This is a genomic window from Williamsia herbipolensis, assembly GCF_000964005.1.
GTDB classification, from domain to species: domain Bacteria; phylum Actinomycetota; class Actinomycetes; order Mycobacteriales; family Mycobacteriaceae; genus Williamsia_A; species Williamsia_A herbipolensis.
This window is the reverse complement of the sequence record NZ_JXYP01000006.1, coordinates 36,675-54,410: the sequence shown is the minus strand read 5'-3', so window position 1 is coordinate 54,410 and position 17,736 is coordinate 36,675. Positions and strand designations below refer to the sequence as shown.

The 17,736-nt window shown below is 70.0% G+C and carries 10 protein-coding genes; 7 read left to right on the top strand and 3 right to left on the bottom strand.

What is annotated here, in order from left to right; genetic code table 11:
- Positions 1-14: 14 nt before the first annotated feature.
- Complete coding sequence (locus TU34_RS02045) at positions 15-932, bottom strand: phosphatase PAP2 family protein (RefSeq protein ID WP_052688641.1); 918 nt, start codon at positions 930-932, stop codon at positions 15-17.
- Between the two features lie 258 nt (positions 933-1,190).
- Positions 1,191-1,643, bottom strand: a complete 453-nt coding sequence (aroQ, locus tag TU34_RS02040; RefSeq protein WP_045821181.1) for a type II 3-dehydroquinate dehydratase — start codon at positions 1,641-1,643, stop codon at positions 1,191-1,193.
- Positions 1,644-1,762: 119 nt separating this feature from the next.
- On the opposite strand from aroQ, the gene TU34_RS02035 reads away from it, so the two are divergent.
- The 6 genes from TU34_RS02035 (at position 1,763) to TU34_RS02010 (ending at position 15,734) form a co-directional block, all read left to right on the top strand.
- Entirely contained in the window at positions 1,763-5,125 is a 3,363-nt protein-coding gene (locus tag TU34_RS02035) for an arabinosyltransferase domain-containing protein (RefSeq protein ID WP_203225395.1), read from the top strand.
- Positions 5,126-5,214: 89 nt separating this feature from the next.
- A complete protein-coding gene (locus TU34_RS02030; RefSeq protein WP_045821251.1) occupies positions 5,215-8,544 on the top strand; it encodes an arabinosyltransferase domain-containing protein in 3,330 nt (1,109 codons plus the stop codon).
- A gap of 131 nt (positions 8,545-8,675) precedes the next feature.
- A complete protein-coding gene (locus tag TU34_RS02025) occupies positions 8,676-11,960 on the top strand; it encodes an arabinosyltransferase domain-containing protein (RefSeq protein ID WP_045821250.1) in 3,285 nt (1,094 codons plus the stop codon).
- 109 nt (positions 11,961-12,069) lie between these two features.
- Positions 12,070-13,068 (top strand): cytochrome c oxidase assembly protein, encoded by a 999-nt coding sequence (locus TU34_RS02020; protein ID WP_045821249.1) that lies wholly within the window; start codon positions 12,070-12,072, stop codon positions 13,066-13,068.
- 81 nt (positions 13,069-13,149) lie between these two features.
- Positions 13,150-13,833 carry a hypothetical protein gene (locus TU34_RS02015; RefSeq protein WP_045821179.1) on the top strand — a complete coding sequence of 228 codons (684 nt, stop codon included), beginning with the start codon at positions 13,150-13,152 and terminating at the stop codon, positions 13,831-13,833.
- A gap of 65 nt (positions 13,834-13,898) precedes the next feature.
- Positions 13,899-15,734, top strand: a complete 1,836-nt coding sequence (locus TU34_RS02010; protein WP_045821178.1) for an ABC transporter ATP-binding protein — start codon at positions 13,899-13,901, stop codon at positions 15,732-15,734.
- A 6-nt stretch (positions 15,735-15,740) separates the two neighbouring features.
- Here TU34_RS02010 and TU34_RS02005 read toward each other — a convergent pair whose 3' ends face one another.
- Positions 15,741-16,667, bottom strand: coding sequence for a glycosyltransferase family 2 protein (locus tag TU34_RS02005; protein ID WP_045821177.1), 927 nt, complete (start codon positions 16,665-16,667; stop codon positions 15,741-15,743).
- A 261-nt stretch (positions 16,668-16,928) separates the two neighbouring features.
- On the opposite strand from TU34_RS02005, the gene TU34_RS02000 reads away from it, so the two are divergent.
- The gene (locus tag TU34_RS02000; protein WP_045821176.1) at positions 16,929-17,714 is read left to right on the top strand and encodes a glycosyltransferase family protein; all 786 of its coding nucleotides are present in this window, start codon (positions 16,929-16,931) and stop codon (positions 17,712-17,714) included.
- Positions 17,715-17,736 lie beyond the last annotated feature (22 nt).

Genomic DNA, 17,736 nt, shown 5'->3' with positions numbered 1-17,736 from the left:
GGTCACCCCGGTGATCATCGAATCGGTCTCATTCGGCCGCGGTCAGCGTGTCGCCGACGGACGCGGTGTCGCCACGACGCCCTGATGCCGAACACGACGGCGGCGCCGACGGCGAGCGTGGCCAGACCGGCGAGGACGTCGAGGATGAAGTGGTTGCCCGAGCCCATCACCACGAAGAACGTGGTGAACGGGTAGATGAGGCCGAGGATGCGCACCCACATGCGACGCGCGAGGAAGAACAGCGACAGCCCGCACCAGGCGGCCCACGCGCAGTGCAGCGACGGCATCGCGGCGAACTGGTTGGAGATGGCGTCGCTTCCCGGGGTGCCCGATTCCGGCCACCACCCCCACGACGACGTCTGGCTCATGATGTCGACGAAACCCTGCTGGCTCAGCAGCCGCGGCGGGGCCGTGGGGAACCAGTAGAAGCCGATCAACGCGAGCACCGTGGTGACGATGAGGATGGCGCTGACCGCGCGGTAGTGGGTGCTGCGGCGGAAGAACAGCCACACGAGCACCGCGGGGGTGACGATGAAGTGCAGCGTCGCGTACTGCAGGGCGACGATGTCGGCCACGATCGGCGTGTGGTGCACCCACTCGTTGAGCGGACGCTCGAGGGCGATGTGGAACCGGTCCTCGAACGACAGGAGCGACTCGGCGTTGCGGAAGGCGGTGTCGGCGACCTCGCCGACGCTGTTGCGGATCAGCGAGTAGACGCCGTACAGGGCACCGATGAGGGCGATCTCGACCCACCAGCGGGGCCGGGCGAAGTACGCCGCGATGGCCGAGAGCACGTGGAAACGGCTGCGGACGAGATCGGATTCGATCGCCTCGAGGCCGGCGTCGCGGCCTGCCGACACCGCCGTGACCTCGCGTTCGTCGGCCGGACCGTCGGTTCCGGGCGACTGGCGGGCGATGTCAGCGGTCGACATGACGAGCCTCCCGCATCGGACCTCCACATCACCGTCGACGTGGGTGTGATTCGCCCCCGACGGTCGCTTCGCACCGTCGCGCACTCCGGAGGCGCAACAGCATTGCGAGGAATACTAACGGAGGACACTCGGCATCCCGTCCCCCTCTTTTGTTCGAACGGCAGTTGAACAGGACAACTGCGACCGGATCTCATACCGAAGGATGGGCCGTCACGCTGGTCATCGCCACAGTGCCGACCGAGCGTGATGTGACCGAGATCACTGCGTGTCGAGCAGCTCCGCGACCCGTCGGAGCGCGTATCCGTAGCCCGAGACACCGCATCCCGCGATCACCGCCGACGCGATGGGCGAGACGTAGGAATGGTGTCGGAAGTCCTCGCGGGCGGCGACGTTGCTGATGTGGACCTCGACGATCGGCACCTCGGGGATCACCAGCGCATCACGCAGGGCCACCGACGTGTGCGTCCATCCTCCGGGATTGACGACGATCGCGTCGACCGTCCCGCGGGCGGCGTGGATCCAGTCGAGCATCTCGCCCTCGTGGTTGGTCTGCCGGGCGACGAGGGTCAGCCCGAGCTCGTCGGCCGTGCGCTCTGCGAGCTCCACGACGTCGGCAAGGGTCGCCGGTCCGTAGACCTCCGGCTGGCGGGTGCCGAGCATGTTGAGGTTCGGGCCGTTGAGGAGGAGGACCGTCCGGCTGCGCTGGGACATGTTCGTCACTGTAGGGCGCCCGGCCTCCTGCGCGGGGCAGCCTCGCCACGCGGTTACGATCAGCAGCTGTGCCCGAAAACCCCCGGCCCGCGACGTCGCCATCCAAGCAGCCCCGGAGCGTGACGGACCGCCGATCCGGCCGGGACCGTGTGCGTGTCGCCCGCATCGTCGCCGTCGTCGCCGGACTGATCGGGTTCGTGCTCGCCATCGCCACACCCCTGCTGCCCGTCACCCAGACGACCGCCGAGATCGACTGGCCGCAGGTGTCGGCCGACCAGCAGCTGCGGTCGGTGACCGCGCCGCTGATCAGCTACGTGCCGATCGACATCGAGGTGTCGGTGCCCTGCTCGGCGGTCACCCGTCTCGATCGGCCCGGGCAGTCGGTGCTGCTGTCGACCACACCGAAGGACGCCGAGAAGGCCGTCGAGCGTGGCCTCTTCATCCGCGTCTCGGGGTCGATCACCGATCCCGCCGACCAACGATCGGTCGAGGTCGTGGTCCGCAACGTGCCGCTGGTCAGCGCATCACTGGCGCAGATCCGGGCCCAGAACTGCCGCAGCATCGACGTCACCGCCACCTCCGACGCGGTGACCGCGCGGTTCGTCGGCATGACCGACTCCGACGGCGCACCCCTACAGGGCGAGACCTCCGACGGTGACCAGCGTCCGCAGCTGACGGGCATCTTCACCGACCTCACCGACACCGCCGGCGCGATACCGGGTCTGCGCGCCCACGCCACGATCGACTCGCGCTACTCCACCGCCTCGACCGCCATCAAGTGGACGGCGATCGTCGTCGGCGTCGTCGCCACCATCGTCGCGCTCATCGCGCTGGCCGTCCTCGACGGCACCGACGGCCGCAGGCACCGCCGCATCCTGCCCGCGCGGTGGTGGCGGTTCAATCCCCGCGACGGTGTCGTGATCGGCGGGTTGCTCGTCTGGCACATGGTGGGCGCCAACACCTCCGACGACGGTTATCTGCTGACCATGTCGCGCGTCGCCGAACACGCGCATTACACGGCCAACTACTACCGCTGGTACGGCGCACCCGAGGCTCCGTTCGGCTGGTACTACCAGGTGTTCGGCTGGCTCGCCCACATCAGCACAGCGAGCCCGCTGGTCCGGCTCCCCGCGCTGCTGTGCGGGATCGCGGTGTGGCTCATCATCTCCCACGAGATCCTGCCCCGGCTCGGTCGCGCCGCCACCACCAGCCGCATCGTGCCCTGGACCGCGGCGTTCGTGTTCATGGCGTCGTGGTTCCCGTTCAACAACGGTCTGCGCCCGGAACCGATCATCTGCCTCGGCGCGCTGCTCACCTGGTGTTCGGTGGAACGGGCCATCGCCACCGGGCGCACCCTCCCCGCGGCCGTGGCGTGCACCGTCGGCGCGTTCAGCCTCGCCGCCGGCCCCACCGGACTGATGGCCGTCGCGGCGCTGATCGCCGGCGGACGACCCATGATCATGTCGATCATCAAGCGCACCAAGGCGATCCAGGAGGCCACCGGTGGTCGCCGCTGGGTCACCTACCTCGCGATGATCGCGCCCGTGCTCACCGCGGGGACGTTCGTGATCTTCGTGGTGTTCTCCAATCTCACGCTGACGGCGTTCCTGCAGGCGTCGAAGATGAAGACCGCGCTCGGCCCGTCGCTGCACTGGTACAACGAGATCAACCGCTACTCGGCGCTGTTCGAGTTCTCCGCGAACGGCTCGGTCGGTCGCCGGTTCGCGGTCCTGGTGATGCTGGTCGGACTCGTGGTCTCCGGCGCAATGCTGTTCCGCAAGAACCGGATCCCCGGCACCGCGATGGGCCCGACCCGACGCATCGTCGGCATCACCTTCGCCTCGCTGGTGTTCCTCATGTTCACGCCGACCAAGTGGACCCACCACTTCGGTGTGTTCGCCGGTCTCGCGGCGGCGTTGGCCGCCATCGCCGCGATCTCGGTGACGGCGACCGCGATGCACTCGCGCCGCAACCGCACCCTGGTGACCGCGCTGGTGCTGTTCGTGACCGGCCTGGCCTTCACCGGGCCGAACGCCTACTTCTACATCTCCAACTACGGGATGCCCTACGGCTCGCAGCCGGTGCGGTTGATCGTGGCGCTGGGCAGCATCCTGCTGTACCTGAGCATCGCGACGCTGGCGCTGGCGGGCTGGTTCCACCTCCGCGACCCGCACCGTCCCGCACCCGACCCCACCGCCGATACGACGACCACCGCCCCCCGCACGCGGCGTGCGCGGATCGTGGCCGCGCCGCTGCCGGTGGCCCGCCGTTTCGCGGCCGCCCCGCTGGCGATCATCGCCGGACTGCTCGTGGTGTTCGAGGTCTCGACCGCCGTCGTGTCCGGCGTGAACCAGAGCGGGTCGTTCTCGGTGCCGTCGTCGAACCTCGACGCGTTGACCGGTTCGCCGTGTGCGATGGCCGAGAAGGTCCTCGTCGAGCCCGATCCGAACGCCGGCCTCCTGCAACCGATCGACACGTCGTCGTCGGATCCGCTGGCCGGACCGCGGCCCGAAGGCACGTCCGACAGCAGTGCCGCCACCAGCAACTTCACCCCCAACGGTCTGCCGATGATGCTCGACTCGACGGCCAGCGAGGGCTCCCTGGGTGTACTCAGCACCAACGTGGCGGCCTCGCCGGACGTGCTGACCAACAACACCGGGGGCACCGGCGGTGGCGAGAACGACAAGCCCGGCGTCAACGGGTCGACGGCGAAGCTGCCGTTCGGCCTCGACCCCGACCGCACCCCGGTGCTCGGCAGCTACTCCGCCGCCGACCAGGTCCCCGCACGTCTGACGTCGTCCTGGTACCGCCTGCCCGCGAAGTCGGCGAACACCCCGCTGATCGCCATGGCCGCGGCCGGGAACTTCGACATCTCCGACCTCAAGCTGGAGTACAGCACCGGCAGCGGCACCCGCGACAGCGACTACACCTCGGCCGGCGAGGTCGATCTCATCGATCCCGGACCGAGCCCGTCGTGGCGCAACCTGCGCACCTACCGCAGCTCGTTCCCCGCCGACGCGACCGCGGTGCGCATCGTGGCCACCGACGACAACCTGGCGTCGGACCGCTTCATCGTGGTCAGCCCGCCCCGGGCGCCCCGGCTGCAGACGCTGCAGTCGCTCGTCGGCGACCGCGACCCGGTGCAGATCGACTGGACCTCGGGTCTGGCGTTCCCGTGCCAGCGACCGTTCGATCACAGCGACGGCGTCGCCGAGGTGCCCAAGTGGCGCATCATGCCCGGCGCCGACCTCGCCGCGGCCGTCTCGGCGTGGCAGGACTCGTTCGGCGGCGGCCCGCTGGGATGGATCGAGGTGTCGCTGGACTCCACGACGGTGCCCAGCTACCTCCAGGACGACATCGGCCGGGACTGGGGGTCGCTCGAACGCTACGAGCCCTTCAACGACACCGTGGGCCCGGCGCAGCTCGAACTCGGCACCCGGACCCGCTCGGGATTGTGGAGTCCCGCCCCGATCCGCTACTGACCACCGCGCTCGCCGCACACCCGACGTCGATGTGCACAGTGGCGATGCGGCGGCCGCAGACAAGTCGCATACCATCGTTGCTCGTGCCGATGACTGCCCGACTGTCCAGTGCGACAACCGCTCGCCTGGTGGCCGTGAGTGCCGGTGTGGTGGGGATTCTCGCGTGCATCCTCACCCCGTTGCTGCCGGTGAACCAGACCACCGCCGCGTTCTCCTGGCCCGCCGGGCAGTCGCTGGCGGCCGACACGCCGTCGGTGGTCGCGCCGTTGACGGCCCAGACGCCGCAGTCGCTGACCGCCTCCATCCCGTGCTCGCTGGTCGACTCGCTCGGCACCGGTGGGGGCACGGTGCTGGCCACCAAGCCGACCACCGCCGACCGCGCCTCGCAGAAGTCGCTCGTGGTGTCGGCGAACTCCTCGACGGTCACCGTCTCCTTCCGCGGCACACCGGCCGCATCGGCCACCCGTGAGCAGGTCCGGTCGCCGCAGTGCCGCTCGATCCGCGTGTTCTCCTCGCCGACCGGACCGGGCGCACAGTTCGTCGGCCTCGGTCCGGCCACCACCCTCACCCCCGACAAGCGTCCCCAGGTCGACGGGATCTTCAGCACGCTGACCACGCCCCGGGTGCAGGCCGCGGCCGCCCAGGGCCTGCGCGTCGACGTCGGCATCGACAACCGCTACGCCAGCTCGCCCTCGGCCATCAAGCTCGCGGTCATGATCATCGGGATCCTGGCGATCGCGCTGGCGCTGGTCGCGCTGGCGCGCCTCGACTGGCTGGGCGGGCACCACCGCCGGATCGGCGTGCGCTCGTGGCGGCGCGTGCTGGCCCCGCGCATCACCGACACCGCCGTCACCGCGGTGCTGGTCGTGTGGCTGTTCCTGGGTGCAGGCACCCCCGACGACGGGTACGTGCTGACGATGGGTCGCGTCGCCGACGGCGCCGGGTACCTCTCCAACTACTACCGCTGGTTCGGCATCCCCGAGGCGCCGTTCGACTGGTACTACAGCTTCCTGGGTCACTGGGCGTCGGTGTCGACAGCCGGCATCTGGATGCACATTCCCGCGCTCGTCGCCGCCCTCGTCTCCTGGTTCGTGCTGAGCCGCGTGCTGCTGCCCCGTCTGGGCGCCGCGGTCCGCCGCAGCGGTTGGGCACTGTGGGCGGCCGCGGCGGTGTTCGTCGCCTTCTGGCTGCCGTTCGACAGCGGCCTGCGCAGCGAACCGATCATCGTCGCCGGCTCGCTACTCACCTGGTGGGGTGTCGAGCAGGCCATCGGCACCCGCCGACTGCTGCCCGCCGCGCTCGCCACCGGAGCCGCCGGCCTCACCCTCGCCCTGGCGCCGCACGGCGTGATCGCCGTCGCGGTCCTCGTCGCCGGAGCGCGTGCGATGGTCGAGGTGGTGCTGCGACGTCGCCGCGACGACGGTCTCGCGGCCCTGGTGCTGCCGGTCGCGGCGGCCGGGCTGTTCACCCTCATCGTGGTGTTCCGCGACCAGACCCTCGCCACGGTCTACGACGCGGTGCGCATCCGTTTCACCGTCGGCCCCTCGCTGAGCTGGCACGAGGAGTACTTCCGCTACTTCTTCCTCACCGTCAGCACCGACGACGGCGCACTCACCCGACGGGTCCCGGTGCTGCTGTTGCTCGCATCGGTGTTCGTGGTGCTCGCGGTCATGTTGCGCCGCAAGCGGATCCGCGGGATCGATCCGGGTCCGGTGTGGCGCGGGATCGGCGCCGTCGGTGTCACCCTCGTGCTGTGGGTGTTCGCGCCCACCAAATGGACCATCCAGTTCGGCATCTTCGCCGGGATCGCCGCGGCGCTGGCCGCCGTCGCGACCGTCGCCATCGCGCAGTCCGCGGCCCGCTCGGCCCGCAATCTCGCGGTCCTCGTCGCCGGGCTGCTGTTCGCGCTCGCGGCGTCGATGGCCGGCAAGAACGCGTGGCCGTGGGCGTACGACTTCGGCATCTCGTGGTTCGACCGCGCCCCGGTGCTGGCCGGGATCCAGGTCTCGACCATCCTGTTGGTGCTCGCCGTACTCGCCTCGGCGGGCGCGGTGTGGCTGCACCTTCGACTCGATTTCGTCGCCAACCGCGGTGTCGTCCACGAATCCGCATCCGCCGACCCGTCGGCCCACATCGAGGCCCCGTCGGACGCGCCGTCCAAGGCCGACCGTCCTCGCCTCGTGCTGGCGTCGTCCCCCATCGCCGCTATCGCCATCCTCATGGTGGTGGCCGAGCTCGCGGTGTTCGCCAAGGCCGCCGTCGCCCGCGGTTCGGAGTACACGGTGGTCGGTGCGAACCTTCGAGCGCTGGGCGGGAACACCTGTGCCATGGCCGACGACGTCCTCGTCGAACGCGACGCCAACGCCGGCACGCTCGTGCCCGCCGACGGCGGTTCGGCATCGGCGGCGCTGGCCGGCACCGGTTCGGTCGGCTTCACCCCCAACGGGGTCGCGCCCGACCTGTCGCCGGAGCCGACGCAGTCACGCCCCGGCCAGATGAACGTCGCCGGCACCATCCAGAACGCCTTCACCGTCGCCGGCGGACTGCCGGGAACCCTGGGCGGCAACGGACCCCGCACCGTCAACGGCTCGACCGCGGCGCTGCCGTTCGGTCTCGACCCGTCGCGCACCCCGGTGCTCGGCAGCTACGGGTACGACTCGGGTCGGGCCTCGTTGACCACGTCCTGGTACCGCCTGCCGCAGCGCGGCAGCACACCGCTCGTCGTCATCAGCGCGGCCGGCGCGATCGCCTCGGTCGACGTCGACGGTGTCGGCGAGTTCGGTCGCTCGCTGCGTGTGCAGTTCGGGATCAGCTCCCCGACAGGCGAGTTCACCCAGATCGGCGCGCCGTTCATGCCGATCGACCCCGGACCCGAACCGCCGAACCGCCCGTGGCGCAACCTCCGCATCCCGACCGAGGCCATCCCGCCGCGCGCGCAGGTCATGCGGATCGTCGCCGACGACGACAACCTCACCTCCGATCAGTGGCTCGCCATCACCCCGCCGCGGGCGGCGCAGCTACAGACCCTGCAGGAGGTCGTCGGGTCCTCGGCGCCCACGCTGATCGACTTCACCGTCGCCGGCCAGTTCCCCTGCCAGCAACCGATCGTCTCGCGCCACGGCGTCACCGACGTCCCGCGGTGGCGGATCCTGCCCGATCGCATCACCGCACTGTCGCAGTCGAAGACCTGGATGGATTCCGACGACGGTGGCCTGCTGGGGATCTCGGAGGGCACCACGACACCGACCACGGTGCCGACCTACCTGCGCGACGACTGGTTCCGCGACTGGGGATCGCTCGAGCGCCTGGCACCCCTGGCGCCGGACGCGCCCACCGCGACGGTCACCCTCGGCGACCGCAGCCGCTGGGGATGGTCGCGTGACGGATCCATCCGCGTCGTGACATCGGACGACTCGTGAGCGACGACGACGCGAGCCGAGACGGCGTGAGCAACGACGGCGTGAGCGAGACCCCCGACCGCACGGGCACGACCTCTGAGGGCACCACTGTGACGAAGACATCCACACGACCGCCGACCTCGGCCCGGCGCATGCGCATCGTGCGGATCGTCGCGATCGTCACCGGCCTGCTCGGTGCGCTGCTCGCCTTGGCGACGCCGTTGCTGCCGGTCAACCAGACGACGGCGTCGATGTCGTGGCCCCAGAACGGTGTCGGCCAGAACGGGGTGGGCGACATCGCCGCCCCGCTGGTGTCGTTCGTCCCCATCGACGCCGACGTGACCGTGCCGTGTGCGGCCGCCGCGCGACTGCCCTCCTACGGCGGCAACCTGCTGTCGACGATCCCCACCGCCGGGTCGGATGCGTTCGCGCGCGGCCTGTTCGTCTCGGTGACGTCGGAGCAGATCCAGGTCACCGACCGCAACGTGGTGCTGGTCAACACCCCACGCGCACAGGCCCAGAACGACGCGGACTGCTCGATCGTGATGCGGTTCGACGGCACCCGGACCCGCGCGGAGATCCGCGGCCTGCCCTCGGGCGCGTCCGGCCAGCTCTCGTTCGACGTCGCCGACCCCAACCTGCGACCCCAGATCGTCGGTGTCTACACCGATCTCCCGAGCTCGACCCCCGCCACCGGACTGTCGTTGCGCGCCACGATCGACACCCGATTCGTCACCACCCCGACGGCGTGGAAGCTGACCGCGATAGTGCTCGGCATCGCGATGACGCTGCTGTCGCTCATCTCGCTGGGCATCCTCGACACCGGCGACGGGCGACGACACAAGCGCTTCCTGCCCGCGAAGTGGTGGACCCTGCGACCGATCGACGGCGTCGTCATCGTGGTCCTCGGGCTGTGGTGGTTCCTCGGCGGCAACACCTCCGACGACGGCTACAACTTCACCGTCGGTCGCGTCGCCGACGCCGCCGGATACCCGATCAACTACTACCGCTATTTCGGTGTGCCGCAGGACCCGTTCGGCTGGCACTACCAGGTGATCCGCGCGATGACCCACGTCAGCCTCGCCGCACCGTGGATGCGTCTGCCCGCCTTCCTGCTGGGACTGCTCGGATGGTGGTTGCTCAGTCGCGAGGTGATCCCCCGTCTCGGGCGCACGGTCCGCCACTCCACCCCCGCGCTGTGGACGTGCGCCGCGGTGTTCCTCGCGATCTGGCTGCCGTTCAACAACGGTCTGCGCCCCGAACCCGCCCTCGCCGTCGGCGCCCTGCTCACGTGGTGCGCGGTCGACCGGTCGATCGCCACCGGACGCTTCCTGCCGTTGGCCACGGCCACGATCTTCGCGGCGTTCACCCTCGCCATCGCGCCCGGCGGTCTGATGGCCGTCGCCGCTCTGGTCGCAGGCATCCGCCCACTGGTGAAACGTCTCGCGAAGCGCCGGCACCGCGACGGGCTGCTGCCGATCCTGGCGCCGATCCTCGCCGCCGGCACCGCGGTCCTGTTCGAGATCTTCGCCGACAACACCCTGTCGGGGGTCATCACCAGCTCGAAGGTCGCGAGCGAGGTCGGACCGACGCTCGAGTGGTGGCAGGAGCCGGTGCGCTACTACTACCTGTTGCTGCCCAACCAGGTCGACGCCTCGCTGGCGCGCCGCTTCGGCATCCTCACCATGTTCCTGCTGCTGATGTTCGTGATCCTGGTGCTGCTGCGGCGCCGGTCGCCGCGCGGCATCGCACGCGGGCCGGTGTGGCGCCTCGTCGCGGTCATCCTGGGCACCGTCTTCATCATCTCCTTCACCCCCACCAAGTGGACGCACCATCTCGGTGTCTACGCCGGGATCGCGGGCGGCCTGGCAGCGGCCGCCGGGGCGATGGCGGCGCCGGCGATCCTGCGCCGACGTCGCAACCGCACCTTCCTCGTGGCGGCCCTGTTCTTCGTGATGGGCATCGCGTTCGCGGGCATCAACGGGTGGTGGTTCGTCGGCACCTACGGCGTGCCGTGGCGCGACCGACCGCCGGCCATCGGCGGGATCCGCATCTACTGGCTCCTCCTCGCGCTGTCGGTGATCACCGCCCTGATCGGGTTGTGGCAGCACCTACGCGACGATCACGTCGGCGACGTCGTCGCACAGGGCCGCGGATCGAGCAGCCGATGGCGCACCCCGCACGGCGCGATCGTTCCCACGCTCATCGCCCTCGTGGTGGTGTTCGAGGTGCTCTCGCTCGTGAAAGGTGCTGTCGTACAGCGCAACAGCTTCTCGTGGGCGTCGAGCAACGCGCGTGCCCTCACCGGGAACATCTGCGGCATGGCCAACGACGTCCTCGTCGAGACCGACCCGAACCGTGGCCTGCTGGCGCCGGCGTCGGTCGCGGGCCAGTCGCCGACCACCTCACCCGGTGACGCACTCGCCGGACCGCAGCCGTCGCAGGGCTTCACCCCCAACGGGGTGCCGAACGACCTCTCGGTGGACACCACCCAGAACAGCGACGACGACGCCACCACCAGCAGCTCGACGAACACCACGCAGGGTTTGGCGGGCTCCGACGACGCCGCGACCGGGGACGCCTCGACGGAGGGCGGTACCGGTGGCGGCCAGGGTGCGCGCGGTGTCAACGGGTCGACGGTGAAGCTGCCGTTCGGACTCTCCCCCGACCGCACTCCGGTACTCGGCAGCTACGGCGGTCCGGGCGGGTCGCTGACCAGCGATTGGTACCGGATGCCCGCGCGTTCGGCCGACGCCCCGCTGCTCACGGTGTCGGTCGCAGGTGCGGTCGAGGCGAAGAACGGACTCGGGATCGTCAGCCAGGGCCAACAGGTGCGGATCCAGTACGGCCGCGTCGGCGCCGACGGTGCCGTGGTGCCCGTCGGACAGCGATCCCCCATCGACGTCGGCGAGGCTCCGACGTGGCGCAATCTGCGGTTCCCGCTGTCCGACGCGCCCGCGGGGGCGAACGTGGCGCGACTGCTCGTCGCCGACACCAGTGGCAGCTCCGATCAATGGGTCGCGGTCACGCCGCCGCGGATCAGCACCCTGCGCACGCTCGAGCAGGTCGTCGGCCGCACCGATCCGGTGCTCATCGACTGGGTGCCCGCCTTCGTGTTCCCGTGCCAGCGACCGATGTCGGTGCGCAACGGCGTCGAGGAGGTGCCGAAGTGGCGCATCCTGCCCGACGCGGGTGCGACCCGCCAGAACAGCCAGACGTGGATGTCGGGCAAGGCGGGTGGACCGCTGGGTCTGACCGAGGCGATGCTGCGGCCGCAACTGCTGGCGACCTATCTGCGCAACAACTGGGGCAACGACTGGGGTTCGCTGCAACGCTTCAGCGAGATCCTGCCCGCGCAGACGGCGAGACTGACGATCGGCGCACAGACCCGGTCGGGTCTGTGGGATCCCGCACCCATGCGGGCGATCGGGTACTGACCCCGGAGGGGTCGAATCGGACCTATCGGACAAGGCGCGCACGTGGTGTGAGCTGCGACGATGATCCTCGACGCCGGGCGCGGCCGAGGGGATAGTGGGTCGGGTGGACATGACACCGATGGGCCCGCCCGACATCCTCACCGACTGGACCGCGACACCGGTCTGGTGGGCGGTCATGATCGTTGCCACCGCGGCCTACCTCGTCGGTGTCGCGCGGTGTGGTCGCGCCGGTGGCGCGTGGCCGTGGTCGCGGACCGCGGCGTGGTCGGGCGCGATGGCGCTGCTGGTGGTGACGCTGAACTCGAGCGCCGCGACCTTCGCGCACCATCTGTTCTGGATGCACATGATCACCCACCTGTTGCTGATCATGGTGATCCCGCTGCTGCTGGTGCTCGCGCAGCCGGTGCGCCTGGCGATGGAGTCGTCGGGGCCCGTCGGCGCCGGACGGGTCCGTGCGGTGATGACCCACCGGGTGACCCGCTTCGTCACCTCACCCGCGTTCTCGGTGCCGGTGTACGCGGCGGTGCTCGTCGGCACCCACCTCACCGGTTTCCAACAGGCGATGAGCGAGCACGGCTGGATCCACACCTCGGAGACGGCGGTGTACATCGTGAGCGGGTACCTGCTGTTGCTGCCGACCATCGGGGGCGAGTTCAGCGGCCACGATCTGTCTCATCCGGTCCGCTTCGTGACGCTGTTGATCGCGATGGGCCCCGACACCCTCGTCGGCATCGTGCTGATGCTCACCGACCGCCCGTTGGCGCCGGCCTACGGCGAGTCGCGGCTCGGGTGGGGCCCCGACGCGTTGGCCGATCAGAACATCGCCGGAGCCATCATGTGGTTCGGCGGCGACGGTCTGATGATGCTGCTGCTGGTGCTGGTCGCCGGTCAGTGGATCAGGGCCGAGACGCATCGGAAGCCGGGCGAGGCGCGCCGGGTCTCGTGGTTGGACCGCGCCCGACAGGAGGCGACGCTCGCCACCGGCTCACAGGGTGACGCCACCGGGGACTCCTACGACATCGACGGGGACGACGCCGCGCTGGCGGCCTACAACGCCCGTCTCGCCGCCCTCCATGCCGCGGAGGGCGCCTCGCGCACGCGGCGGTAGCGCGAGGGTCGTGACCTGGGCCAACAATCACGCCGCACTGCTATTCTCCTCTCGCCGGGGGGCTGGACGAAGGACGGTTCCGTGCGCGAGGAGATCGACTACGAGGCCACCAAGGCCGCGTTGCGGGCGCAGGTGTCCGCAACGCCATCGGCTCATCACGCGGCGTCGGCCGGATGGCGCTGGTTCAGCGCCGTGGCCGGTGTCGTCGTCGTCGTGTGTGCGGTGACCGTCACCCTGTGGGCCACCCACGGGGGTTCGGAGGCACAGATGCGTCTCGTCCCGAGCGCCGGACACGAGTCCGCGCACTCCTCCCCGTCCTCCGGCGCCACGTCGGCGCCCGCAGGCGCTCCCACCCCCGCCGCGATCGGTGCGCCCACGCCGGCCGCCGCACCGATCGAGCCGGTCGCCGCCCCGGCTGCCGACGATGCCGTCGTCCCCGGGGACGACGGCGCCGACGTCGGTGTCGGTGTCGGACCCGTCGCGCCCGGTCCCGTCGTCGCACCGCAGACCGATGCCGCCGGCGCCGCCACCCCGTCGCCGACCCGTGACGGTGGCACCCCGTCACGACCGTCAACCGGACCCGCGGCACCCACACCCGCACCGTCGACGGTCACGCCCCCGCCCGTCACCGCACCGCCCGTCGCCGCACCGCCGAACACCGATCCGGCGCCGTCGAGCGGTGGCGGCGCCTCCGACCCCGGCGGCAGCGGTGGTGGCGGCGGACAGTCCTCCAGCGGTACCGATTCGGGCGGCACGACGGGCTGAGGAACGTGGCCGTTGTCACGGCCGCAACTCGGGCGACGGTCGGGAACTCTGGTTCACTGTTGCGCATGGGCGAAGAACCGACGCACGAGGTCGAGCCACCTCGCACACGTCTCCTCTGGGAACTCATCCGTCCACGCCTGCCGCTGTTCGCGCTGGCCATCGTGGCGGGACTGATCGGGTCGGCCGCGCGCCTCGGCACACCTCTGGCGACGAAACACATCCTCGACTCGGTCAGCGGCAAGTCCGGTCTCATCCCACCCCTGGCGATCCTCATCGGTCTGGTGATCATCAGCGCGGCCGCCCAGTGGTGGCAGTTGGTCACCCTCGGCAACCTGTCCGAGGGGGTGGTCTACGACGCTCGACGTCGCATGAACCTCCGCTTCCTCTACGCGCGGCTCACCCCGCTGCAGCGCAGCCCCGTCGGGGAACTCGTCACCCGCGTGACATCGGATTCGGTGCTGCTGCGCGAAGCCGCGTCCTCGAGTGTCGTCGGTGGCGTCAACGGCGTGGTGATGCTGGTGGGCGCGCTGGTCATGATGGCGATCCTCGACATCACCCTCGTCGGCGTCACCCTCATCGCGGTGTTGGTCCTGACGTTCCTCTTCGGCCGTATCCTGCCCTCGATCGCCAAGTCACAGGAGCGCGCCCAGGCCGCCGTCGGCGAACTCGGCGGTGAACTCGACGGCAACCTCCGTGCCATCAAATCCATCAAGGCCGCGATCGCCGAGGAGCGGGTGCGGACCCGGCTCGACGAGATCGCCGCGCGCTCACGTGATCTGAACATGTTCGCGGTGCGGCGTCAGGCGCTCGCCATCACCACGTCGTTCACCGGCGTGCAGGTCTCGATCCTCGCCATCCTCGCCTTCGGCGCGGTACGGGTGTCCTCGGGTGCGATGACCGTCTCCACCCTCGTGGCGTTCCTTCTCTACGCATTCCAGATCGGCGATCCGATCGGTCAGCTCAGCACCAGCCTCACCCAGTTGCAGGCGGGACTCGCCGCGGCGCGACGCATCCGCCAGGTCGACGCCATGCCGATCGAGGGCGGTTCACCGCAGGGGGGCTCGAACGGCACCGGTCCGCGGCATCGCGCGGGTCACCCCGTCGCGGAGTGGCAGCCCAAGCGCAGTGTCCCCACCGGCGACGGTTCGGGGATGTTGCTGCGCAACGTGTTCGCCAGCTATCCCGACGGTGATCCGGTGCTCAACGGGATCGACCTGCGAATGCCGAGCCGTGGCCACGTGGCCCTCATCGGCCCCTCCGGCGCGGGCAAGACGACCCTGCTCTCGCTGCTGCTGCGGTTCCTCGAGCCCGACAGCGGCGAGCTACGTCTGGGAACCCATGCCTACCAGGATGTCTCGGCGTCGACCACACGCACCCACTTCGCCTACGTCGAGCAGGAGTCGCCCCTCATCCCGGGCACGTTGCGCGAGAACCTGCGACTGATCAACACGCACGCGACCGACGAGGCGATGTACGAGGTCCTCGACCGTCTGTCGCTGCGCAGCGTGGTGGACACCCTTCCCGGAGGGCTCGACGCCGAGGTGTCGATCAACTCGCTCTCCGGTGGTCAGCGTCAGCGCATCGCCGTGGCCCGCGCGCTGCTCGCCGACCGCCCGGTGCTGCTGCTCGACGAGGCGACCGCCCAGGTCGACGCGTTGACCGAGCACGCGATCCACGACGCGATCGTCGACCACGCCCGCACCGGTCTGGTCATCACCATCGCCCACCGACTGTCGACCGTGGTCGACGCCGACATGATCGTGGTGCTGCAGGACGGGCGCCTCATCGCCCAGGGCACCCACGAGGAGCTCCTGGCCAGCAGCCCGCTCTACAAGGACCTGCTGTCGGCGCTGCGTATCCCCACCGACTCGGCCCCCGAGAACGCCGCCGAGTTCGGCTGAACCCCGTCAGTCACGGTGCGCGCGCAGCCGGCGCGCTCGGGCGAACTCGTGGAAGGGCAGTGCGAGCACGAGGCGTAGGCGTCGGAGTCTCTGCCCGCGCGGTCCGCGCAGCGCGTAGACCATCGACAAGGGGTGGCTGTTGAGGGTCCAGATCGCCCCGTAGAGCCGTGCGCGCCAGGGCATCGCGGAGTCGGCGACGACGGCCCAGATCAGGCGCGGACGGTCGATCCACTCCTTCCATTCCGCCTGGTTGGCGGCACTGAGCGTCGTCCCGGTGTGGTGTCGCACGGAGAGTTCCCGGTCGACGAAGGTGATCCGACCGCCGGCGCTGACGTGCAACCAGAGATCCATGTCGAACGACTGCACCATCTCGGTGTGGAAACCGCCGGCGCGCACCGCGTGCGACCGCCGGAACATCACCGAGGTGGGTTCTCCGAACCAGTTGTTCAGCGCTCCGCGCAGCATGTACTCGGTGATCAGGTCGTCGGCGCGGTTGACGGTCCCCAGCGCTCGGAACCGATGGTGGAGAACGCTGCACCACCGGAGGAACTCGGGGTCGTCGGAGACGACGCGACGCGGTGCGAACGCCATCGCGACGTCGGCCTGCGTGAACGTCGCCGCCAGCGACGACAGTGCGCCGGGCAGCAGTTCGTCGTCACCGTGGACGAACTGGATGAGCTCGTTCCGTGCGAGCTCGATGCAGCGGTTGTGGTTTCCGGCCGCGCCGAGTCGGACGTCGTTGACGACGACCCGGTCGCCGTCACGGATCAGACCGCGAGCGATCTCGGCCCCGCGATCCGAGGACGCGTCGTCGACCACGAGGATCTCGACGTCGTCGTGGTCCTGTTCGAGCACGCTCCGCAGAGCGCGTTCGACGGTGTCGGCGTGGTGATAGAGCGGGATGCAGACGGTCACCGAAGGTGCGGGTGTCACAGGGGGCACCGCCCGTCCAACTGTCTCGTCTCGATCGTCCACCGCATGTGAGACCGAACGTAACGACCGGCCGTCCGGCGTCGCAATCGAACGAGCGACCGACACCGGTCCGACTATCTGTGACCGGTCTCACATGTCAGAGTGTCCGAATCGAAGGCCGCAGGCCGAGCCCTCGTGACGCACGCGGCCGCGTCGGACGAACGCACGAAAGACTCGTAACCCGGGTTCACAATCGTGCGCATGTGCGGGAGAGTCGAAGGCATGACGAAGACTCTCCTGGTCACCGTCCCCGTCTACGGGCAGATCGAGTACACCCACGCGCTGGTCGGCGATCTCGAGCGCGAAGGTGTCGACTACATGATCGTCGACAACAAGGGCGACTACTCGCCGGTCGCCGACGAGCGCGTGCACACGCCCGGTCGGAACACCGGGTGGGCGGGGGGCTCGAACCTGGGCTTCCGCACCGCGTTCGCCGAGGGCTACGACGCCGGGATGACGCTCAACAACGACGTCAGGATCTCGCGCGGCTTCTTCGACGGCATCCTCGACGAGCGGCTCCCCGACGACGCGGGCGCCGTGGTCGGTGTCTACGACGACGGCGCGCACTTCGCGATGCATTCCGAGCACGAGGGGCCGGCCGCGGAGTACGAGCCGCGCGACGCCTACCGCGAACTGGCGGTGTGCGACGGAACGGCGTTGATGCTGACTCGCGAGGCGTTCGTCGCCGTGGGCGAACTCGACGAGCGCACCTTCGGCCGTTTCGCGTGGGGCGCGGACGTCGATCTGTCCCTGCGATTGCGCGAGGAGGGTTTCCGGATCGTCGCGACCGAGCGCAGCTTTCTCAACCACTTCGGTCGCCGTACCGCCGATGTCGTCGCGGGACGACGCCGCTACCAGCTGTTCGGCGGCTTCAGCATGTCCCGCGGACTGAAGCGGATCTACGGGAGGCACTGGAACAGACGGGTCGCAGCCGAGACGGTCGACGTCCTCAGCCTCGACGACCACACGGTCCTGCACACCACCTCGCTGGCCGACCGCTCGGCCTGACCGCCGACGGTGGACCCGCTCA